The sequence below is a fragment of the Halpernia humi genome, from assembly GCF_900108025.1.
GTDB lineage: Bacteria > Bacteroidota > Bacteroidia > Flavobacteriales > Weeksellaceae > Halpernia > Halpernia humi.
This window is the reverse complement of record NZ_FNUS01000007.1, coordinates 15,490-38,945: the sequence shown is the minus strand read 5'-3', so window position 1 is coordinate 38,945 and position 23,456 is coordinate 15,490. Positions and strand designations below refer to the sequence as shown.

General features: G+C 32.5%; 13 protein-coding genes. 11 read left to right on the top strand and 2 right to left on the bottom strand.

The window, feature by feature from the left end; genetic code table 11:
• The first annotated feature begins 91 nt into the window (after positions 1 to 91).
• From dnaE to C4S29_RS12645, 8 genes are all read left to right on the top strand, one after another.
• On the top strand, positions 92 to 4,726 hold the full coding sequence (gene dnaE / locus C4S29_RS12680) for a DNA polymerase III subunit alpha (protein WP_103914473.1): 4,635 nt from the start codon (positions 92 to 94) through the stop codon (positions 4,724 to 4,726).
• A 74-nt stretch (positions 4,727 to 4,800) separates the two neighbouring features.
• On the top strand, positions 4,801 to 5,448 hold the full coding sequence (locus C4S29_RS12675; RefSeq protein WP_103914472.1) for a TetR/AcrR family transcriptional regulator: 648 nt from the start codon (positions 4,801 to 4,803) through the stop codon (positions 5,446 to 5,448).
• Between the two features lie 11 nt (positions 5,449 to 5,459).
• Positions 5,460 to 6,803 carry a TolC family protein gene (locus C4S29_RS12670; RefSeq protein WP_103914471.1) on the top strand — a complete coding sequence of 448 codons (1,344 nt, stop codon included), beginning with the start codon at positions 5,460 to 5,462 and terminating at the stop codon, positions 6,801 to 6,803.
• A 119-nt stretch (positions 6,804 to 6,922) separates the two neighbouring features.
• On the top strand, positions 6,923 to 7,999 hold the full coding sequence (locus C4S29_RS12665) for an efflux RND transporter periplasmic adaptor subunit (protein ID WP_103914655.1): 1,077 nt from the start codon (positions 6,923 to 6,925) through the stop codon (positions 7,997 to 7,999).
• A 148-nt stretch (positions 8,000 to 8,147) separates the two neighbouring features.
• Positions 8,148 to 11,327 carry an efflux RND transporter permease subunit gene (locus C4S29_RS12660; RefSeq protein ID WP_103914470.1) on the top strand — a complete coding sequence of 1,060 codons (3,180 nt, stop codon included), beginning with the start codon at positions 8,148 to 8,150 and terminating at the stop codon, positions 11,325 to 11,327.
• Positions 11,328 to 11,765: 438 nt separating this feature from the next.
• On the top strand, positions 11,766 to 12,101 hold the full coding sequence (locus tag C4S29_RS12655; RefSeq protein ID WP_146063324.1) for a hypothetical protein: 336 nt from the start codon (positions 11,766 to 11,768) through the stop codon (positions 12,099 to 12,101).
• A 498-nt stretch (positions 12,102 to 12,599) separates the two neighbouring features.
• Positions 12,600 to 14,261: a SulP family inorganic anion transporter gene (locus tag C4S29_RS12650; protein WP_103914468.1), complete on the top strand. Its 1,662-nt coding sequence runs from the start codon at positions 12,600 to 12,602 to the stop codon at positions 14,259 to 14,261.
• Positions 14,262 to 14,590: 329 nt separating this feature from the next.
• The gene (locus C4S29_RS12645; protein ID WP_103914467.1) at positions 14,591 to 15,517 is read left to right on the top strand and encodes a hypothetical protein; all 927 of its coding nucleotides are present in this window, start codon (positions 14,591 to 14,593) and stop codon (positions 15,515 to 15,517) included.
• Between the two features lie 163 nt (positions 15,518 to 15,680).
• Here C4S29_RS12645 and C4S29_RS12640 read toward each other — a convergent pair whose 3' ends face one another.
• Both C4S29_RS12640 and aroB read right to left on the bottom strand, forming a co-directional pair.
• Positions 15,681 to 16,304 (bottom strand): porin family protein, encoded by a 624-nt coding sequence (locus C4S29_RS12640; protein WP_103914466.1) that lies wholly within the window; start codon positions 16,302 to 16,304, stop codon positions 15,681 to 15,683.
• 233 nt (positions 16,305 to 16,537) lie between these two features.
• Entirely contained in the window at positions 16,538 to 17,581 is a 1,044-nt protein-coding gene (aroB, locus tag C4S29_RS12635; RefSeq protein WP_103914465.1) for a 3-dehydroquinate synthase, read from the bottom strand.
• Positions 17,582 to 17,887: 306 nt separating this feature from the next.
• Between aroB and C4S29_RS12630 the strand changes: the two genes are divergently transcribed.
• The 3 genes from C4S29_RS12630 (at position 17,888) to dacB (ending at position 23,310) form a co-directional block, all read left to right on the top strand.
• Positions 17,888 to 19,060 (top strand): proline dehydrogenase family protein, encoded by a 1,173-nt coding sequence (locus C4S29_RS12630; protein ID WP_103914464.1) that lies wholly within the window; start codon positions 17,888 to 17,890, stop codon positions 19,058 to 19,060.
• 215 nt (positions 19,061 to 19,275) lie between these two features.
• Positions 19,276 to 21,702 (top strand): replication restart helicase PriA, encoded by a 2,427-nt coding sequence (priA, locus tag C4S29_RS12625; RefSeq protein ID WP_233740554.1) that lies wholly within the window; start codon positions 19,276 to 19,278, stop codon positions 21,700 to 21,702.
• A gap of 150 nt (positions 21,703 to 21,852) precedes the next feature.
• Complete coding sequence (dacB, locus tag C4S29_RS12620; protein WP_103914463.1) at positions 21,853 to 23,310, top strand: D-alanyl-D-alanine carboxypeptidase/D-alanyl-D-alanine endopeptidase; 1,458 nt, start codon at positions 21,853 to 21,855, stop codon at positions 23,308 to 23,310.
• The last annotated feature ends 146 nt before the right edge of the window (positions 23,311 to 23,456 follow it).

Sequence of the window (23,456 nt, the reverse complement as noted above, 5' to 3'; positions counted from 1 at the left end):
TTAAATTACAAATGATAATCAATTTATCCTCTGAAATCCAACTTTTTTTTCTGCTAATTTTAAACTAATTTTACAAAAATTCTTCCTTTAAATGTATTTAGTTTTCGATACCGAAACCACTGGTTTACCTCAAAATTTCAACGCACCGCTCACAGATTCAGACAACTGGCCGAGAATGGTGCAGATTGCGTGGCAGTTGCACGATGATGATGGAACTTTGCTGGAAAATCAGGATTATCTTATTAAACCTGAAGGTTTTGACATTCCGTTTAATGCCACAAGAATTCACGGAATTTCTACTAAAATGGCACGTGAAGAAGGTCGAGATTTGCAAGATGTTTTAGCAGAATTTACCGAGGTTTTAAAGAAAACAAAAATTGGCGTTGGTCATAATATTATTTTTGATTACAATATTGTCGGTGCCGAATTTTTACGAAAAAATTTAGAAAACCCTTTAGAGAAAATTCCATCTGCGGACACAATGATTTTGGGAACAGATTATTGCAAACTCGGAAGTGGTAAAAACGGCAAATGGAAATCGCCAAAACTGGAAGAATTATTTGAAATTCTTTTTCAGCATAAATTTGATGAAGCGCACAACGCCGCAGCAGATGTAAATGCTACTGCGCAGATTTTCTTTGAAATGATGCGCTTAAATATTATTTCAGCGGAAGATTTAAAAATTAGCGATGAGGTTTTTCAGAAGTTTCAATCCAAACATTCTTCACCGATAAAACCCTTTGATATTGTCATTCGCCGACAGGTTTCAGCCAATAAAAACCGAAAAAATAAAGTCGATTTTGGTGACACGGACGAAATAGAAATCGGTGATTATTTTAATTTTCACAACCACAGTATTTATTCGTCTTTGCAATCTTCTTCGAGCATTCAGGATTTAATTTCAAAGGCTTCAAAAAATAATTTTCCGGCGGTAGGTTTGGTTGATTTGGGGAATTTAATGGGCGCTTTTAAATTTGTGACAGAAGTTGAGAAATACAATAAAACTTTAGAAAATTTAGACGAAAGCGAGATTCTTCGACAGGCTCAGAAGGACAAAAATAATAATAGTTCAGATAATTTAAAAAAGAAATTAATTCCCATTTTAGGTTGTGAATTCTATATTTCAGACCGGCCAGAGCAAAAGCAATTTACCAAAGATGATCCGGATAGAAGAACAAACGTGGTGCTTTTGGCAAAAAATTTCAACGGTTATAAAAACTTAACAAAACTTTCAAGTTTAGGCTTTGTTAATGGCTTTTATTTCGGCGTTCCTAGAATTAGTCGAGAAATGATTTCCGAGTACAAAGAAGATTTAATTGCATTAACCTCAAGTTTAAATGGCGATATTCCCGATACAATTTTAAATTTTGGGGAACAGAAAGGTGAAGAATTATTCAAATGGTGGAAAAATGAATTTGGCGATGATTTTTATGTTCAAATTCAAAACCATAATTTGCCGGAAGAAGATTATTTAAACCAGATTTTACTGCAGTTTGCGGATGATTATCTGGTTAAAATTTTAGCACAAAATGAAACTTTTTATACCGAAAAAGAAGATTCTAAAATTCAGGATATTTTATATTGTATCAAAGATGGCGAAAAATTAACAACTGAAATTGGAAAAGGTTTTGGCAAAAGACGAGGTTTAAAAAGTGAAAATTACTACATAAAAGATGTAGAAGAATTAAAAAAAGATTTTCAGGATTTTCCGGATGCTTTTGAAAATTATACAGAGTTTTTAGAAAAATTTTCGCCTTATACTTTAAAGCGTGATGTTCTGCTTCCAAAGTTTGAAATTCCAGAACAGTTTTTAGATTCTAAAGATTTAGAAGATGCAGGTAAACGCGGTGAAATGGCGTATTTAACGCATCTAACTTATGAAGGCGCGAAAAAAAGATACGGTGAAATCACAGAGAAAATAAAGGAAAGAATTGATTTTGAACTTCAAGTTGTAGAAAATACAGGTTATCCCGGTTATTTTCTCATTGTTCAAGATTTTTGCGAAGTGGCGCGCCAAATGGGCGTTTGGGTTGGTCCAGGTCGTGGTTCTGCCGCCGGTTCTGTTGTGGCATATTGCACGGGAATTACCAATGTAGATCCGATAAAATATGATTTACTTTTTGAGCGTTTTCTAAATCCAGAACGTATTTCAATGCCCGATATTGATATTGATTTTGATGATGAAGGCCGTGATAAAATCATAAAATGGGTGGTGGAAAAATACGGTAAAAATCAGGTGGCGCAAATTATCACTTATTCAGTTTTAGGTGGAAAATCTGCCATAAAAGATGCAGGAAGAGTAATGGATGTTTCTATTTCTGAAACCAATAATATTGCAAAATTAGTTCCCGGAACGCCCGGAATGAACATTGGAAAAGCCCTAAGTAAACCCGAAAAATTACGTCCCGAAGACCGTGTTTTAGCCGATGAAATGAAAACCATTTTGTCTAATTCATCTGATAATAGATTTGCCGTTTTAGATGCAGCAAGAAAAATGGAAGGCTGCATCCGAAACACTGGAATTCATGCGTGTGGTGTGATTATCACGCCTGAAGATATTTCAAATTTAGTTCCGATTACGATTGCGGCGAAAGATGCGGATATTTTGGTTTCGCAGTTTGATAATTCCGTGGCGGAAGATGCAGGTTTGCTGAAAATGGATTTTTTGGGTTTAAGAACTTTAACGATTTTAAAACACGCTATTGCATTAATTAAGCAGAAACACAATATTGAAATTGATCTGGACACGCTTTCTTTGGACGACCCGAAAACTTTTCAGTTATTTAAAGAAGGAAAAACCGTCGGTATTTTTCAATATGAAAGTCCGGGAATGCAAAAATATATGCGCGAATTAAAGCCAGATAAATTCGAGGATTTAATAGCCATGAACGCGCTTTACCGACCTGGACCGATAAAATATATTCCAAATTTCATTAACCGAAAAAATGGTTCCGAAGAGGTTGTTTACGATTTAGAAGAAACCAAGGAATTTTTAAGCGAAACTTACGGCATCACCGTTTATCAGGAACAGGTAATGCTTTTGTCCCAAAAACTCGCCAATTTTACCAAAGGTGAAGCCGATACTTTGCGGAAAGCGATGGGTAAAAAACAGAAAGCGGTTCTGGATAAAATGTATCCAAAATTCATCGAAGGCGGTGAAAAAAACAATCTGGACAGAGAAAAATTAGATAAAATCTGGAAAGATTGGGAAGCCTTTGCAGAGTACGCTTTTAACAAATCTCACTCGACTTGTTATGCTTTAATTGCCTATCACACCGCGTATTTAAAAGCCAATTTCCCCGCAGAATATATGGCAAGTGTGATGAGCAATAACATTAATAATACCAAGCAAATCACACTTTTCATGGAAGATTGTAAAAATATTGGTGTTGATGTTTTAGGGCCTGATGTAAATGAATCTGCCTTTCATTTTGCGGTGAATGACAAAGGACAAATTCGCTTCGGTTTGGGTGCTATTAAAGGAATTGGCGAAGGTCCAAGTGAAGCGATTGTTAAGGAAAGAAAAAATGGCGAGTTTAAAAATATTTATGATTTTTTTGAACGCGTTCCTTCATCACAAATCAATAAAAGAGTAGTGGAAAGTCTGGTTTTGGGTGGCGGATTTGATGAGGTGGATTCTTACCACCGCGCACAATATTTTGATACCGATAATTCCGGAAGAACAAATTTGGAAATTCTTTTAAAATACGGCCAAAGTTTTCAGGACAGTAAGAATGAAATTGAAAATTCGCTTTTTGCCGATTTTGCCGATGAAGTGAAAATTGAAAGACCAAAAATAAACCCTGCACCGGAATGGCAAAATATGCACAAACTTAATAAAGAAAAAGAAATTATAGGTTTTTATCTTTCCGCGCATCCGCTGGATGAATTTCAATATCAGTTTAAATTTATTCAGGGCGCGCTTTCCAGAAAAGAAATTTTAGAAACGAAAAAAGAAGAAATCGAACTTGAGAACGTGATTTTGCCATCTGAAATTTTAGATGAAAATGACGATGCAGAAATTTTAGATTTGGTAGAAAATGTTGAAGACGATGAAGAAATAGCAGAGGAAGTTTTGAAAAAAGTAGAGCCAAAAGGTGCGTTTAATTTTTTAAATTTAGATGAAGTAGAAGTTTATAAAAATCAGGTTTTTGGGGATCTAAATCCAAATTTATTTGTAGATAATAAAATGGATTGGAATGAACGAAAAAAATTAAACGATCGCAGTAAAGAATTCACAGTTGCGGGTTTAATCACTTCTTACGAAGTAAAAGACAGCCCGAGAAGCGGCGAAAAAATCGCGTTTTTAAGCGTGGAAGATTATACAGGAAGTCAAAGTTTTCGTTTAGGCGACCGCGATTATTTGCGACTTCGGGATAAAGTAGATGTGCAGCGTTTTGTGATTATTAAATTCAAATATTCTTTGGCTGCAGATGGGCGTGTATTCGTGAATATTACAGATGTGGAAGATTTGCGAGAATCTTTGCAGAAATTCGCAAAAAGCATGAGTGTGGTTGTTAATTTAGAAGATCTACGGAAAAAGGATATAGAATTTTTTAAATCTCTAATCAATAAAAAAGGCGATAAAAAGTTAAATTTTTATATTAAAAATAAACAAGAAGATTCGCATATAGAAATGCATTCAATACAAACGCATATCGCGATTAACGAAGAAACTTTGGCCTTATTCAATACTGTAAATAAATTCGAGTTTTTTCTGAATTAATTCTGCAAAAATAAAACAGGTAAAAACTAGGAAACTTTTTTTGTTTTTTAGTTTTCTTTGTGTAGTTTTGCAAAATGATTTTAGAAAATGAAACTGAATTTCTAGAAAAATTAGCCCCATTATTTCTTTTACATGGCGCTAAATCTTTAACGATGGATGACATCGCTAAAGAATTTGCTATTTCCAAGAAAACACTTTATCAACACTATTCTAATAAAGAAGATCTATTGCAATTAGTTTTAAACTCAGTTTTAGACAAAGTCGTAGATAGTATGACGCTTGCAGAAAAAAATGAAGAAAATGCAATTGCTAAAATGATGTGGCGTGATGAGGAATTTGAAAAATTCACGCAAACCAATAAAAATTTATTTATCCGTCAACTTATAAAATATTATCCGCAAATTTATCATGACCACATTATAAATCTCCAAGAAAAAATGACGGTGGTTTTTTGTAATAATATAGAATTGGGAAGAAAGCAAGGCTTATATAAATTGGATTTTGATGAGAAACTTTACACTAAATTTATTTTGCAATTATTTCTTTCTTTCGATAGTTCTCCTTTGTTTGAAGACGAATCTAATGATAAAAAATGCCTTTGTACAGAAACCATTGTCTTTTATCTAAAAGCAATTGTGACGGAAGAAGGTAGAAAAATTTTAGAAAAAATGAGTTTTAGAGAAGAGTTTGAAATCGACAATCAAAATATTAAAGAAAATTAAAACAATACAAAATGACCAAGTCGAATAAATTAATTTGTATCATTTTTTTAGCATTAACCTTCATTAAAGGCTATGCACAGCAAAGCATTACTTTAAAAGAAGCAATTGAGTTTGCATTGCAAAATAAAGCAGATGCAAAAAAAGCGTCGTTAAATGTTAAAAATTCAGACTACCAGATTATGGCAGCCAAAGCGGGTGCGCTACCAAAAATTAACGGGCAAGCAAATTTAAACTATAATCCGATTTTACAAGAAAGCGCTTTGCCAGGTGAAATTTTCGGTGCTCCAGGAACAACTATTTTAGTGCCTTTCGGGCAAAAATGGATAGCAAATGGAGGTGTAAATTTAACTCAAGCTTTATTTAATCAACAAGTTTTTGTTGGATTAAAAGCTGCAAAATCTACTAAAGAATTTTATGAATTGAATGCAAGTTTAACCGAAGAGCAAATTATCGAACGCGTTTCTACGGCTTATTTTCAAGTTTTTACAGTTAAAGAAAAATTAAATACTTTAGAAAATAGTTACAGCAGTACCGAAAAAGCAAGAAATATTATTAAAAGTTTATATGATAATGGTTTGGCTAAAAAAATTGATTTAGACCGAACTAATGTTAATTTAACAAATATTAAAACGCTAATTACTCAAAATAAAAATGCCGTAACCCAAGCAGAAAATGCTTTAAAATTCTACATGGGAATGGCAATTCACACACCTATTTCCGTAGCGGCTGCCGATATGGAAATCACACCGCATCTATTAGACGATACTATTTCCACAGATAATAGAACTGAAATTAAAATTTTAACGAAAACAAAAGAGTTGCTAGAATATCAAAAGAAAGCAGACGAAGCAGAGTATTACCCAACGGCAACATTGAACGCTGGCTACAATTGGCAAGGACAAGGCAATAAATTTCCTTTAACCAACGGCAGATCAAACGGTGTGTTTTGGTCGGATTATTCTACGATAAGTTTAGGTGTTAGAATTCCTATTTTCAATGGTTTTGCAACGAAAGCCAAAGTTGCGCAAGCGCAAATTGATATTGAGAAAAATGACGCCGATATTGCGGACAGAAAATTGGCTTTAGATTTAGATTATCAAAATGCTAAATCTCAGATTATTAATAGTTTATCAGCCATTGACAATCAAAAAGCAAACGTAAGTTTAGCAGAATCAGTTTTAAGCAATACAAAAAGTAATTATCAATATGGTTTGGCGACATTAACGGATTTACTTGATGCAGAAAACTCATTAGTACAAGCCAAAAATAATTACACCAACGCCGTTTTAGACTATAAAATTGCCGAAATTCAATATTATAAATCGCAAGGCGACTTGAAACATTATATCAAATAAAAACGAAATTAAATAGAAATATTTTTAAATATGAAATCGCCATTTACAATTTTGCAAACCAACACAAATGAAAATTAAGGCGATAACATATGACCTTAAAAGACAATAAAAATCTACATATGAAAAAAGCAAGACCAATTATTTACTCGGCACTCGCCATTATTTTAGTTATTGCAGGCGCCTATACTTTAATGAAAAATAAAGAAAAAAATAAGGAGCAAACAGCAATTGTTGCACAAACAAATGATGCAATTATGGTGAATTCTGCGGTTGTAAAATACGAACATATTGCAACAGATTATTCCTCTAACGGTACTTTTGCACCATTTCAAGAATTAAGTTTTCCGTCAGAAATTAGCGGTAGAATTGTAAAAGTTTTTGTTGATGAAGGAAGTTATGTGAGAGTTGGTCAAACATTAGCAACCATTAAAAAAGACCAGTTGGAAGTTGATAATTCTACAGCGAGAGCCAATTATCAAAATGCAATTATCGATAACCAACGTTATGAAAACGCTTTTAAAACCGGCGGAGTTACGAAACAACAATTAGATAATTCTCGCTTGCAATTGAAAAATGCAAAAGCACAACTAGAACAATCTAACATCCGAGTTGGCGATACCAATGTAAAAGCAACTATAAATGGAGTCGTTAATGTGAGATATATTGAGCCAGGAAGCGTTGTTGCACCAGGAACAAGAATGTTTGACATTGTAAATGTTTCTAGTTTAAAATTAAAAGTAACCGTGAACGAATCGCAAGTTGCCAATTTAAGGTTAGGCGAAACGGTTGAAGTGAAAGCCAGCGTTTTTCCAGAAGATACTTTTCAAGGAAAAATAACATTTATTGCGCCTTTGGCAGATGCTTCTTTAAGTTTCCCAGTAGAAATTCAAATTGAAAATAATTCTCAAAACAAATTGCGCGCAGGAATGTATGGAACGGCCGTTTTTTCTTCTAAAGATAAAGGTATTTCTCATGCAATTTTGGTGGCGCCAAAAGAAGCCTTCGTAGATGGCGTAAGTAGCGGACAAGTTTTTGTGATAAATAAAGACAACACAGTTACACTCACAAAAGTAACCACAGGAAGAGTTTTTGGCGACCAAATTGAAATTATTGATGGTTTAAAACCAGACCAAAAAATTGTAACAACAGGACAAATAAATCTTGTAAATGGCGACAAAATTCAAATTGCCAAATAAAATTAGAATTTAAAATTTAGGATTTTATTTATTCTAAATGTTATTCAGTTATTTAAAATAAATATGAAATCGCCCTTGCAAAACATGATAAACAATCATTGATTAAGATTGGCGATAACATATGACCATAAAAAATTATCATAGATATATGAAATTAGCAGAAATATCCATAAAAAGACCAACCTTAATTATTGTGCTCTTTACTATTCTCACAATTGGTGGAATATTTAGTTACAAAAGTTTAGGTTATGAGTTGATACCGAAATTTGATATTAATACCATCACAATTTCAACGGTTTATCCAGGTGCTTCGCCAAGTGAGGTAGAAAATTCTGTCACAAAAAAAATCGAAGATGCCATTTCTTCGCTTGAAAACGTAAAAAAAGTAGAATCAAAATCTTTTGAAAGTCTTTCTTTGGTTACAGTTACGCTTAATGCAGGTGCAGATACTAACTACGCCATCAATGATGCCCAAAGAAAAATAAATGCAATTCTTGCAGATTTACCTGAAGATGCAAAACCACCGTCTTTGCTAAAGTTTTCGTTAAGCGATTTGCCAATTATTACAGCAGGTGCAACTTCATCATTAAACCAAAAAGAATTTTACGATCTTTTGGATAAGAAAATTGAGCCCGTTTTATCACGAATAAAAGGTGTGGCGCAGGTGAAATTAGTTGGCGGAGAGGAACGTGAAATAAAAGTAAATCTTGATCAATCGAAAATTGAAGGTTACGGATTATCAGTTCCAGAAGTTCAACAAGCGATATTAAGTTCCAACCTTGATTTCCCAACTGGAAATGTAAAAACTAGAGACAATTCTACAATTATTAGGCTTTCTGGGAAATACAGAAGTATTGAGGAATTAAATAATTTAGTTCTGCAAACAAAAAATGGCGCTCAAGTTCGTTTGGGCGATATTGCTTTTGTAGAAGATGCACAAAAAGATGTAGAAAAAATTGCGAGAGTCGATCAAAAAGCAGCGATTATTTTGCAAGTGGTAAAACAAACCGACGCAAATGCTGTGGAAGTGAGTGAACTTGTTCGCGCTGCAATTAAAAAAATTGAAACCGATTATAAAAAAGAAAATGTAAAAATCGATATTGTAAATGATTCAACTTTATTCACGTTAACTGCCGCAGATAATGTAACACATGATTTATTGATTGCAGTGGTTTTAGTAGCACTTGTGATGTTGCTGTTTTTACACAGTATTCGTAATGCATTTATTGTGATGGTTTCCATTCCTGCATCTTTAATTGCCACATTTATTGGGATTTATCTTTTGGGATATACTTTAAATTTAATGAGTTTACTCGGGCTTTCACTTGTTGTTGGTATTTTAGTAGATGACGCGATTGTTGTTTTAGAAAATATTTACAGGCACATGGAAATGGGCAAAAACAAAGTCCGCGCGGCTTATGATGGAACTTCCGAAATTGGTTTTACGGTAATGGCGATTACGCTTGTGATTGTGGTTGTATTTTTGCCGATTGCTCTTAGTACGGGTTTGGTTTCTAATATTATTTCGCAGTTTTGTGTGACGGTTGTTATTGCAACATTATTGTCATTGCTTTCATCTTTTACTATTGTTCCTTGGCTTTCTTCCAGATTTGGAAAACTAGAAGTTTTAACAGGAAAAAATATTTTTCAACGATTTATTTTGGCTTTTGAGAAAAGATTAGATGAGTTCACGCACTGGGTTTCAGGTTTATTGAAATGGTGTTTAAAAAGAAGAAGAAATAAAATAATAACAATGGTTTTAGTAACTGTTTTGTTTTTTGGTTCAATCTTCGGTTTATTCGGCGGTGGCTTTATTGGCGGTGAATTTTTCGCTAAAATTGATAAAGGTGAATTTTTAGTTCAGATAGAATTACCGAAAGATGCCTCTATTGAGCAATCAAATTTTATGACTCAAAAAGCAGAAAAATTTCTAACTTCTCAAAAAGAAGTGGAGCGCATTATTACAACTGTAGGGCAAACGAGCGACGGTTTTGGTGGTGCACAAGCAACGGCTTATAAATCTGAAATTGACGTTATTTTAGTAGATAAATCAAAAAGAGCAGATAATTCATTCATCGCGGCGGCAAAATTAAAACGCGCTCTGGAAAATGTTTTAATTGGGGCGAAAGTAAAAACTGTTCCTATCGGACTTTTAGGCGCAGAACGTGCACCTTTGGCTTTGGTTATTACTGGTTCAGATTTAAAAAGTGCTTTAGAATATGCCAAAAAAGCAGAAGCACAATTAAGAACAATTCCTGGTGCTGCAGAAGTAAAACTAAGCATTGAAGGCGGAAGTCCAGAAATTAACGTTCAAGTTGATCGAGATAAAATGTCTTTGTTAGGTTTAAATTTACAAACTGTAGGATTAACCATGCAAACTGCTTTTAGCGGAAATACCGACGGGAAATACCGAGCAGGGGATAATGAATATGATATTAATATTCAGTATAACCAAAAAGGACGTTCTACCATTAATGATGTTAAAAATTTAATTTTTGTTAATAAAGTAGGACAGCAAATCCGTTTAGAACAGTTCGCCGCAGTGACAGAAGGATCCGGGCCAAGTTTCTTAGAAAGAAGAGATAAATCTCCTTCTGTAACCATTGAAGCACAGTCAGTTGGTAAACCATCGGGAACAATTGCAGATGAATGGCAAGCAAAATTTGAAAAATTAAAAAAACCAGCCGGTGTAAATTGGATTTGGAGTGGTGATAAAGAAAATCAATCTGAAGGATTCGGGACTTTAGGAATCGCTTTAGCGGCTGCAATTCTTTTGGTTTATCTTGTAATGGTGGCACTTTACAACAGTTTTGTATATCCGTTTGTGGTTTTATTTTCTATTCCTTTAGCCTTAATTGGAGTTTTAATCGCGCTGGCTTTAACCAATAATTCCATCAACGTTTTCACCATTTTAGGGATGATAATGTTAATTGGATTGGTGGCCAAAAACGCTATTATGATTGTCGATTTTACCAACCATAGGAAAGAAGAAGGCGAATCGACTTACCGTGCTTTGATACAAGCAAATCATGCGCGGCTTCGTCCTATTTTGATGACGACAATTGCGATGGTTTTCGGGATGATTCCGATTGCGATTGCAAAAGGTGCAGCCGCAGAAATGAACAGTGGTTTGGCTTGGGTGGTAATTGGTGGATTAATTTCCTCATTGTTTTTAACTTTGGTAATCGTTCCGGTTGTTTATTCCATTTTTGATGGTCTGATTCATCGTTTTTCAAAAGAAAATAAAATAGATTATGAAAAAGAAATGCACGCAGATTATACACCTCACGAATTGGATGACGACGGTTTTTCACCCAAACATGTATAATTCTAATAATAATTAATATTTAAAAAGCTTTGTGAATTTATTTTCGCAAAGCTTTATTGTTTGCATGGAAAAACACAGCAATTTGTATAGAATAATTCTTTGGGACTCTGAAAACACAAATGATTTAGTAAATTGGTGTGGATCATTTGGAACTTTCAAAGATTCAGGAGGAATAATTATTAACCAAAAGTATAATTTTAAAGATCGATAAAGTGCCGCATTTTAAAAATTGTTTTAAACCTAGATTAATATGTTATACCTTTTTATCTTTGAATTTTCCCTAAAATAAAAATGCTCCGTAGGAGCATTATCTGTGTAGAAAAAATGAATAATATTGAAAAGGAACTCCGGAGGAGTTCAATCTTTTAAAGTAATTTTAATAACAAAACTATGTTAATTCAGAATAAAATTAAAACATTAAAATTTTTAAGATATTTTATGGTAATTCTTTTTATAATTTTTGCGAATATAATTTTGGTGAGAATTTCAGGTTTTGATAAAAATCAGTCAAAAAAAATAGAATTACTAACTGAACAAAATAAAATCTATAAAAAATTATCAAAACCAAAATATTTAAAAACGAAGGAAATCGAAGAGTATAATAAGATTTTAAATATTACGCAAGATCAATATAATGAAATTAAAGATGACAAAATTGAACAGAATCTGTATTGGTGGATTTTAGTAATTACAAGCATTATTATTTGGAAATTGAATGGCGCTATTCTAAAAAAAATAGATAAAACGAATTTAAAAGAAACTTCGCCAAAATAGATATTTCTACAAGCGTGTGCGACGTTTTTAGAGATTTATGAAGGTTTTGTATTTTTAGCCCGCCTGTAGAAATAGAATTAAACAGGTGATTTTTTTATTTATACCAATGTTTTTTGACCAAATATTTATGATTTGGATTTCAATATGAAAAAAATTTAATGGAAAAAAAACCAGATTAATGCAGACTCTAAAACTGTCTAAAATTAATTAGTTTTCCGCAAAATAGGCGTTTAGAAAGATTGCAAATTTTACAGTAAATGCACGTTTATATTTCGAGAAAATTTTTATCTTTAACAGAAAATAGTCATTTTCGAAAATCATAGAAGTTTGCAAAATATTTTTTCTGATATGATAATTTAGTTTTAAACCTAAAAAATTTTAATTAAAGCCAGAAATATTAATGAATAAATTTTAATTTTTCAATTTCGTTTTCAAATGTTTATTTTTTGGATTTGAAGAAGTTTTTCTAGTTAAGAACCTAAACAAACAATTAAAATTATGCCTAAAAAATTATTAGATTTTAGCAATATAAAAGGCGATTTCACGGGCGGCTTAGTTGCAGGTGTAGTTGCGTTACCACTAGCGCTTGCTTTTGGTGTACAATCGGGAATGGGAGCCACGGCAGGTCTTTATGGCGCGATAATGGTGGGGATTTTTGCCGCACTTTTTGGTGGCACCGAAACGCAAGCCAGTGGGCCTACAGGGCCAATGACTGTTGTGTCTGCCGCTTTAGTTACCGCAGCAATCAGCATTACGGGAAGTCTAGAATCAGCCATGGGAATCATTCTTTTAAGTTTTCTTTTAGGTGGCGTTTTGCAAATTGTTTTTGGCTTTATAAATATTGCGAGTTATGTAAAATACTTTCCCTATTCTGTTGTATCTGGGTTTATGAGTGGAGTAGGCCTAATTATTATAATTCTTCAAATATTTCCTTTTTTTGGGCTAACTTCTGCTAAATCAACTTTTGCAGTAATTCAAGATGTTCCCAGGCTTTTTGCTGAATTTAATATTTATGCACTTGCGCTTGGTGTTTTAACTGTATTGATTTACTATTTATTTCCCTTAATTACTAAAGCGATTCCTAGTGCTTTAGTGGCTTTAGTGATTGCTGCTCTTACAAGTTACTTTTTAGGATGGGATGTGCCTATTATTGGCGAAATTCCATCAGGCATTCCAAATTTGAAGATAGGCGAAATGTTTAGCAATATTACACCAGAATCTTATACCTTGATTTTAGAATACGCCGCAGTACTCGCCGTTTTAGGCAGTATAGATTCTTTATTAACGTCTGTGATTGCAGATAATATGACAAAGACACGGCACAATAGCAATCGAGAATTGATTGGGCAAGGCATTGGTAACATGCTAGCCGCTCTTTTTGGTGGAATACCAGGTGCGGGCGCAACAAAAGGTACCGTCGTTAATATCAACGCTGGAGGCAAAACACGAATTTCTGGTGTTATACACGGCTTATTTTTATTAGTTGTTCTTTTAGGATTGGGATCGCTTGCAGCCTATATTCCGCTTTCTGTATTAGCGGGATTATTGATTCCTATTGGATTTAAAATAATTGATATCAAAGGCTTAAAGCACTTATTTCGCGTACCGAAAGCCGATGCGGTGGTCTTGGTTTTAGTGTTATTGATAACTACTTTTGGTAGTTTGATTCACGCTGTTGGGATTGGAGTAGCACTGGCTTGTATTTTATTTATGAAAAAGGCGAGCGATCTTGGTGAAGCAGGAATTTTTTTAGAAACAGTTGAAAATTTAAAAGACGAAAAACCTTGGCAAGATGAATTGCCATTTTACGATAAGTATAAAGACAAAATCCTCATAAAACATTTAAAAGGCCCTCTATTTTTTGGATTTACTGCTCATTTGAAAAATCAAGTAGCCGCTATTGATAGCAATATTAGAGCATTAATTATTCGCATGGATGAGGTTCCTTTCGTAGATCAGTCGGGTCTATATATTTTAGAAGATATTGTGTTTGATTTACAACAACGAGGCGTGCAAGTTTTATTCGTTAATTTGCAAGAGCAACCTCTGGATAAATTAAAATCCATAGATATAATTCCTGATTTAGTATCGGAAAACAAAATCTTTAAAAATATTAACGACGCTTTTGCCAATTTAAAATTAAGCATTGAAAATTCATAAAAGACTTTTGAATCTTATTTTTTAAGAGCAATACCAGTATTTTCTATTTCGAATATCATACCTGAAGTTCGTTATATCTTTTTCTTTTGAAAGTAAATAAAGCGCGAAATTGTCTTTTTTTAAAATTAAAAAAAGATATTTCTAAAAACTAGCAAATTTTATTATTGTTTTTGATATTGAAAATTTTTTTATCTCAAAAAAGATTTAACTTAGCATAATGAAATAATTTTGGTTTCTATTTACCACCCAATTACAAAAATGTATTTAATGTTTTCACGTAAAAATGATTATTTACATCGTATAATTTTATTTTAGAAAAGACATTTAATATGGAAATCAATACACTTTCTGAAAAGATTTATCAAAAATTACTTTCCAAAAAAACTAAAGAAAAAAGTGAACATGCCATCTTGTGGATTGCTTTAGCGAGTTTTATAATTCACCTATCAATAATTGGTTTGGTTCATTTTAATATTATTTCCATTAATGAACACTCAAATCTATTAAAGAATCCTATTGCCGCGATTTATACGCCATTTTCTTTTATATTAGTTTATGAGGTATATTTATTAATTTACTACCTGCCAAAATCTACTTCCACATATATTTCAAAACAATATGAAATTATTACGCTTATAATTATTAGGCGTTTGTTTAAAGATCTTTCAAATTTATCACTCTCCGCGGATTGGTTTAGCATTAAAAATGACAACCAATTTACTTACGATTTAGTCGCATCGGTTATTTTGTTTTATTTAATCTATCTATTTCATAAACAAAAAACAAAAATTTATAGAAAAGATGAAAAAGAAAAAATCAGATATGTAAGTGTTACAAAATTTATTAACGCTAAAAAATGGATTGCAACTGCTTTAGTTCCGATATTATTTATGAGTGCAATTTATTCATTTTTAAGTTGGAGTATAGGTGTTTTTCAATCTAATGCCACCAATTTTATTTCTTTTAAAAATATTAATAATATTTTCTTTGAACAGTTTTTTAATATTTTGATAATTGCAGATGTCATTTTGCTTTTATTTTCTTTTTTTCTTACAGATGAATTTCATAAAGTTATTCGAAATTCGGGCTTTATTATTTCAACTATTCTTATAAGAATATCCTTCTCAGTAAGCGGAATTATTAATGACGCCTTAATTGTTGTTGCCATATTATTTGGACTTGCAATTCTCATCATACACAATAAATTTGAAAAGTTAATCGCTTCAGAAGAAATTAAGAAAATCAACAATAATTAATTATAAAAATTATTTTTTTCGAAAAAAATCTCGTTGAATTTTTTTAAGTGAAACTTGTTTTTGAATAAATAATAATTTCACCCAATCTTTTAATAAAAAAGCCGAGCAAAAAAGCCCAGCTTAATAATGAATTTTAATTTTTTACTTAAAACTTTTCAGAAAATTATTTTCCGAATTTGTACGCCAATCCAACTTGGAATACATTATTTTTTACAGAATCACCAGAGTTATTTTTGTAAATATCTGTAACACCAGCCACATATCTCGCAGTAATACCAATACTTGGGGTGAAATAATAACCGGCACCAATCCCAACACCAAAATCGAAAGTGTTATAATTGTTTTTGTTTAGAGAAACTATTGTGCTGCTATTTGTATTGCCATTTGTAGAACTTTTAAACTTATCATTAGCATCAACCAAAAAACTCATTTGTGGTCCTGCTTCTAAATAGAATTGTGGCGTTGCGTTGTATTGAAACATTACAGGAACAGAAATATAACCTAAGTTTCTAGATTTTGAAGTTGTGTAAGTGTTTCCTGCAATCACTTCACTTTGTGTAATTTTTGAACCCAAATCATTATACAAAACCTCCGGTTGAATACTAAACTGTGAAGAAATCGGCGCATTTAAAAAAACACCTGCATTAAAACCAATTTTAGAATTCTGATCGCTTAAATTTGAATCTTTCGAAAGCGATGAAACATTCATTCCACCTTTAATACCAATTTGTTGCGCAAATGTCAATGTTCCTAATGCAAGTGCTGCACCTAAAAATAACTTTTTCATAATGTTAACTTTTTTTAATTTAAATTAAACTTCATTTTTTCTTTATTTGAAGTTTGATTTGGGCATAATTTCAAATTCTTTGCCACAATTAAACAGGAGTTTAAATTTTAAATTAAAACAAACGTTTAATTAATTTTTTGAAAAAGTTAATTTGTTATTAATCAAGAAATTGGGATAAATTCTAGGGGATTATTTAGAATCATTCTAAATTAAAATTAAATTTAGATGAAATGTTAAAAAGTATAATTTCTATAAAAATGAAGTGTTTTCACCACATTTTCTTGCGAAACTTTAATGTCAAAATTTCCTTTTCCTAATCGTTCCAATAGAGAAAATTTTATTTGTCCAGATGTATTTTTTTTATCGTTTTTCATCAATTCGATGATTTCTTCATCTTTAAAATTTGAAATATTATGATAAGGAAAAAACCTTTTGATTTGCTTAATGATTTCCTCTGATTTTTCTTTCGAAATAAATTCTTCTAAATATGAAAGATAAGTTTCACAAATCATTCCCATTGCAACCGCTTCCCCGTGCGGAATTAAAGTCTTTTGCTCTAAAAATAAACCTTCAAAAGCATGCCCGAAAGTATGCCCGAAATTTAAAGTTTTTCGGATATTTTGCTCTTTAAAATCAATTTCAACTACATTTTCTTTTATTTCCATCGATTTTTTAATAAATGGCGCAATCGATTCTGCCGATAATTCTTTTATCGAAATTAGATCTTGCCAATGTTTTTCATCAGCAATTAAACCGTGTTTAAGCATTTCCGCAAATCCACTACGAAGTTCCGAGAAAGGTAAAGTTTTAAGAAAATTGGTACACACAAATATATTTTCAGCATGCGCAAAAGTTCCGACCATATTTTTTAAAAAGCCAAGATCAATCCCAGTTTTTCCACCAATTGAAGCATCACACATTCCCAAAAGCGTCGTCGGAAGATTGATGAATTTGATGCCTCTTTTGTAAGTTGAAGCCACAAAACCGCCTAAATCCGTAATGACACCGCCACCAATATTTAGCATTAATGCGTTTCGATCTGTTTTAAATTCAGCCAAAATTTCCCAAAGTTGTGTCGCCGTTTGAATGTTTTTTAATTCCTCGCCAGATTCTATTTCAATAATTTCAAATTGAACTTTGGTTTCTAAATTGGCCAAAATTGTTGGCAAACAATGCTCGTGTGTGTTTTCATCCACCAAAAATAATAGTAAACTCGGCTTTAAGTTGGAAATATATAGACTAAGTTGTGTAAAATCTGAATCTAAAAATGAGATCATAAATAGTTTTTTACAAATTTAATTATATTAAAAATAATATTAGAACATTAATTAAATATTCTTTAACAAGCCCATAATTCACGAATTTAATAATCTTGATAAGGATTAATGAACGATAATTAAAAAGAATACAAATTCATTAATATTGAAGCTAAATTCACCTCTTTTTCAACTGTTTTTAAATGAGCAGAAAAATCTCTGTGTGTCTTCTTTAAAGAAATTTATGTTATTAAAATCCACTAAAAAATTAATTAAAAAAAAGCAATAATATTAGTAAATTTGGAATCTAATAAAATACTTCTATTTATGTCAGTTTTTAATAATACCAAGATTGCTTTTGCAGATAAATCGGATGCCGAATTACGCAAAGCGTTTTGGATGTTTAAGTTAATAGAGCAACCCACTTTAACTAAAATTGGAACGTCGGTGCTAAATTTTGCCGTTAGCAACAGTATTCCTTTTGCGGGCGATTTGGTGAAATATACTTTATTTTCTCAATTCTGCGGTGGCGTAACACGCGAAGAAAGTCTTAAAGTTGTCAATAAAATGTTTAAATACGGCGTAGGAAGTATCTTCGATTATTCTATCGAAGGTATGGAAGAAGAAGCGGCGTTTGATAAAACTTTAGAAGAAATAAAAGAAAATATAAAATTTGCCGAAGGAAAAGCAGCAATTCCATTTGTAGTTTTTAAACCAACTGGTTTTGGGCGATTAGATTTATATGCAGAAGTAGGACGTGGCAAAGAATTAACCAGCAGTGAAAAAGAAGAATGGCAAAGAGTCGTAATGCGTTTTGATGAGGTTTGTAAAATGGCTTTTGAAAAAAATGTAAAAATTATGGTTGACGCCGAAGAAACTTGGATGCAAGACGCGGCAGATGATTTGATTTTTGAAATGATGAAGAAATACAATCAGCAAAAAGCCGTTGTTTGGAATACTGTGCAAATGTATCGAACCAAAAGGTTAGAATTTTTGCAAAAAGATTTAGAGAACGCTGAAAAACACAATTTCTATCTCGGCTACAAATTTGTGCGTGGCGCTTATATGGAAAAAGAACGTAATCGAGCCGCAGAAATGAATTATGAAGATCCCATTCAACCTACAAAACAAGCAACAGACGATAATTTCGATGCTGGGATTGATTTTACTTTAAATAATTTAGGAAGAATTTCAGCATTTTTTGGGACACACAACGAGAAATCTACAGAATTGGTAATGGATAAAATGAAAGAAAAAGGCTTGCAAAACAACGATCCACATATTTATTTTGGACAATTATACGGCATGAGTGACAATATTTCTTTCGTTTTAGGCGAAATGGGTTATAATGTTGCAAAATATTTACCTTATGGTCCCGTAAAAGATGTTGTGCCTTATTTAACGCGTCGTGCACAAGAAAATACTTCTGTCGCCGGGCAAACCGGTAGAGAACTCGCTTTGATTTCGAAAGAATTGAAACGTAGGAAAAATTTAAATTAGAATCAAGAGTCGAGAGTCAAGAATCAAGGCTTAAGAGTCAAGATTCAAGAATCGAGAATCAAGATTCAAGAATCGAGAGTCAAAATTGAAGAGTTGAGATTGAGAAAGCCACGAAGTGGCGTAACAAAAATAGCCATGGGTTTTAACCCATGGGGAAAAAATAAAAAACTTGCGCCTTTGCGTTCAACAAAATAAAATATTTCGCCCAAATCATATTGCCCTTAAATCTTAAAGGAACTTTCACCTACAAAATTCCCGAAGAATTGCTGCAAGAAATCCAAATCGGAATGCGCGTTTTAGTTCCTTTTGGTGGCAAAAAAATTTATACAGGCATTGTTTTCGAAATACACAATCGCCAACCGGAAACTTTTACAGCGAAAGAAATCATCAGTATTTTAGACGAAAAACCCATTCTTCCGGAAGCGCAATTGCATTTCTGGAATTGGCTTTCAACCTACTATTTGCAAAATATCGGGGAATTTTATCGTTTTGCATTTCCATCTTCTTTAAAACTAGAAAGTGAAACTTATTTGAAATTAAAACCAAACACAGAAATTAATTTCGAAAATTTAGACGTGAATGAAATGTATCTCATTCAAGCCCTAGAAGTTCGGCAAATGATTAATGTGACGGAGATTGAAGCATTTATTCCTAAAAAATTAATTGTAAAAACCATCAATGCGTTGATAGATTTGCAATACATCGAAGTGGATGAAAAAATTGCGGAAAAATATAAAGCAAAAGAAATTTCTTATTTGAAGGTAAATCAAGATGTTTTGCGCGATAATTTCTTGCCAGAAGTCTTAAAAAGTCTTGATAAAGCGCCTAAACAAAAGGATCTATTTTTATTAATTTTAAGCAAGCAACAAGAGAATGAAAATCAACCCGTTAAAAAATCCTTCGTTTTCGAGGAAGGAAATTTTTCGCATTCTCAACTCAAATCATTATTAGAAAAAAATTTAATAGAAGAGTATTTGTTGCAAAAAGACCGTTTAGAAAGTTTCGAGGGAGAAATTGAAACTTTAGAAAAATTAACAGATTTACAGTTTGCAGCAAATGAAGAAATTAATCTTTCTTTTAAACAAAATATTAATGTTTTACTCCATGGTGTAACGGCTTCCGGAAAAACGCATCTGTATTTAGAACATATTCAAGAATGCATTAATAATGAAAAAAATGTCCTTTTTTTGCTGCCAGAAATTTCATTAACCAAACAAATTATCCAAAGGTTAGAAAAAAAATATGGCAAAAGTTTGTGTTTTTATCATACCAAATTGACGGATTTTGAAAGGGTAGAAGTGTGGAGAAAAGTGAGGAATAATGAGATTAAGATTTTAATCGGGACGCGAAATGCACTTTTTTTACCTTTCCTAAATTTAGGATTAATTATCGTAGATGAAGAACACGATTTTTCTTATCGGCCGCGCGAAGTTTCACCTTATTTTAATGCAAAAGATGCGGCTTTGGTTTTAGCAAATTTCTATAAATCTCATGTTATTCTTGGTTCTGCCACGCCTTCGGTCGAAAGTTTTTATTTGGCTGAAAAAGGAAAATTAAAATACGTTTTTTTAGGAAAAAGATTTGGTGGCGTTGCTTTGCCGACAGTTGAACTCATTAATTTTGAAGAAGCCCAAAAATTGCAACAATCCAAAGGGCAATTTTCTTTTAAGTTAATTGAAAAATTAAAGGAAAATTTAGAACAAAAGAAACAAAGTATAATCCTTCATAATCGTCGTGGTTATGCGCACGTGGTAGAATGTGAAAGTTGCGGCTATGTGAATTATTGCAGCAACTGCGATGTGGTGATGACTTACCACAAATATTCTCGCGAAATGAAATGCCATTATTGCGGGCAAAAAGCCACGAAGCCAGCAATTTGCCCAAAATGCCATTCAGAAAAAATTAATGAAAGAGGCGTTGGCATTGAGCAAATTGAGGAAGAATTACAAAAATTATTCCCCGAAAGTGAAATTGATAGAATGGATGTGGATTCTATGCGAAAGAAGTTCGCTTACGAGAAATTATACGAAAAAATTGAAAGTGGTGAAGCCGAAATAATTCTGGGTACACAAATGATTTCCAAAGGTTTAGATTTTGATAGTATAGAATTAGTCGCTATTCCCAAAGCAGATTCTTTGCTTTATACGCAAGATTTTAGGGCAGAAGAAAAAGCCTATCAATTAATCACCCAAGTTTCTGGCAGAGCAGGAAGAACTTCGGGCGAAGGTAAAATTTTAATTCAAACCTATAATCCACAGCATCAAGTTTTTACACTTATTCGTGAGAATGATACGGCTGGAATATATAAACATTTTTTGGAGGAAAGAAAGAAATTTCTTTATCCACCTTTTGTGAAATTAATTTTGATAGAACTGAAACATAGAAGGGAAGACAAAGCCGACCGCGCTTCGCAGTTTTTAGGTTCAGTTTTGCATAAATATTTGCCTCCAGAATGTATTTTGGGCCCAGAGAAATCGCCAATTGGAAAAGTGCGAAATCTCTATCAATTTCAGGTTTTATTAAAGTTACCTAAAGGGAAAAATTATCAGATTTATAAAGATTTGATTTTGAAATCTTTAGCAGAATTTGATGAAATTACAGGCTATCATTCTATCAAAAAGTCTATAACTGTTGATTTTTAACATAATTTAACAGTTTTTATCGACAATTTATAGGTTTTATGGGCGTTTCATTCGGCAATAATTTCTAATTTTGAACGTTTTTAAATATAATTTCTTATCTTTAATTAAAATAAATCCACTATTTGGCGGAATTTATAAATAAAATAATAAATGATAAAACTAAAAAATCTTCTTTTACTTTCGACATTTTCAGTTTCAGTTTTTGCTTTTTCGCAAGGTACTTTTGCATCCAATAAATATTATTCAGCCGCTGATAATCAACCGAATGAAAAAGAAATTCCTTCAGTAAATATAAATGCAGCAAAAGAAGAAGTAGATAACGGAATTACCAAAATGATGAGCGATCCTGTTTTGCGTCATGCAAATTGGGGATTTGTAGTTTATGATCCTGTTGCAAAAAAAATTATTAGTTCTTATAATGAAACAGCGCCTCTTGTGCCCGCTTCTACAACTAAATTATTAACGACGGATACGGCTTTTGGTCTTTTGGGCGATAAGTTTAAGTGGAAAACTCAACTCGAATATAAAGGTGATATTGATGAAGATGGCACGCTTACGGGAAATTTATACATCGTTGGCAGCGGCGATCCTTCTTTGGGAACGAGAAAGGCGGGTGCTGCATCTTACACACAAATTGTTACAGATTATATTCACGCCATTGCTGATGCTGGTATCAAAAAAATTAAAGGCAATATCATTATTCAAACTGCTGTTTTTAAAGTGAATAAAAGCCCGATTTTACCAGAAAATATTGTTTGGGTAGAAGATGGAAGTTATTATTTACCGGCTGGTTCTACAGCAGATGTTGATCCAAGAAATGAGAAGTTGATTGTTCCTGCAAAAAATCCATTCAACGAAACCGAAAGGTATTTTTATGTTTCTCCATTCACCAACAAAATGGCTTTTGCTGATGTGTTTGATGGTAAAAATTATCTAAGTACGGCGTTGCCAGAAGCGCCCTCATATTTAGCAACACTTTTAAAAAATTCTTTAAATAAAAGTAAATTGCCGATTACGGGTTCTGTTATTAATTTAAAAACCCAAACAACGGCCGATCACAGAAATGTGCTTTATACTTATGAATCGCCTACTTTATTAGACATCGTGCACTATACTAATCAACATAGTGATAATGCTTTAGCGGAAGCAATTATGAGAATGGTGGGATTCCAAAAATACGGAGATCAATCAGTTACTTCTGGTAAAAAAGCAGTAATCAATCATCTCACGAATATTGGCTTTGATTTGAATGGTTTAAATTATATCGATGGAAGCGGTTTGTCTCACAGCAACACGGTAACGCCAATTGCACAAGTAAAATTTTTAGCAAGCAGAATGCATGAATCTTATTTTAAAGATTATTTTGAATCTTTACCGGTCGCAGGGCAATCTGGAACATTAAGAAGAATGTTTTTATACGGCGATGCCAACGGCCAAATTTTCGCAAAAACAGGGACTTTAAATAAAGTAAAAGCACTTGCTGGTTACATTAAAACAAAAACTGGCAAAACGTTAACTTTTTCTTTGTTAGTTAATAATTATGCTGGTTCAGTTGCTGATGTTAAGAAAAAAATGGAAGAGTTATTGATACCAACGTTAGAATTGTAAAATTTCTAAATTCGCAAATGAGAAACCTTTTGATTACATTATCGGAAGGTTTTTTTTATCTTTACTATTTAAATTTTCATTAAATGAAATCGCCTATAATAAAATTGCAAACCAACACAAATGAAGATTAGGGCGATAACATATGA

Bases quoted from the DNA above. Each gene is read 5' to 3' on its own strand.
- C4S29_RS12655 (WP_146063324.1), top strand. From the start codon at position 11,766: ATGGTAATTCTTTTTATAATTTTTGCGAATATAATTTTGGTGAGAATT.
- C4S29_RS12665 (WP_103914655.1), top strand. From the start codon at position 6,923: ATGAAAAAAGCAAGACCAATTATTTACTCGGCACTCGCCATTATTTTA.
- C4S29_RS12645 (WP_103914467.1), top strand. From the start codon at position 14,591: ATGGAAATCAATACACTTTCTGAAAAGATTTATCAAAAATTACTTTCC.
- C4S29_RS12630 (WP_103914464.1), top strand. From the start codon at position 17,888: ATGTCAGTTTTTAATAATACCAAGATTGCTTTTGCAGATAAATCGGAT.
- C4S29_RS12650 (WP_103914468.1), top strand. From the start codon at position 12,600: ATGCCTAAAAAATTATTAGATTTTAGCAATATAAAAGGCGATTTCACG.
- dacB (WP_103914463.1), top strand. From the start codon at position 21,853: ATGATAAAACTAAAAAATCTTCTTTTACTTTCGACATTTTCAGTTTCA.
- C4S29_RS12675 (WP_103914472.1), top strand. From the start codon at position 4,801: ATGATTTTAGAAAATGAAACTGAATTTCTAGAAAAATTAGCCCCATTA.
- C4S29_RS12660 (WP_103914470.1), top strand. From the start codon at position 8,148: ATGAAATTAGCAGAAATATCCATAAAAAGACCAACCTTAATTATTGTG.
- dnaE (WP_103914473.1), top strand. From the start codon at position 92: ATGTATTTAGTTTTCGATACCGAAACCACTGGTTTACCTCAAAATTTC.
- aroB (WP_103914465.1), bottom strand. From the start codon at position 17,581: ATGATCTCATTTTTAGATTCAGATTTTACACAACTTAGTCTATATATT.
- C4S29_RS12640 (WP_103914466.1), bottom strand. From the start codon at position 16,304: ATGAAAAAGTTATTTTTAGGTGCAGCACTTGCATTAGGAACATTGACA.
- C4S29_RS12670 (WP_103914471.1), top strand. From the start codon at position 5,460: ATGACCAAGTCGAATAAATTAATTTGTATCATTTTTTTAGCATTAACC.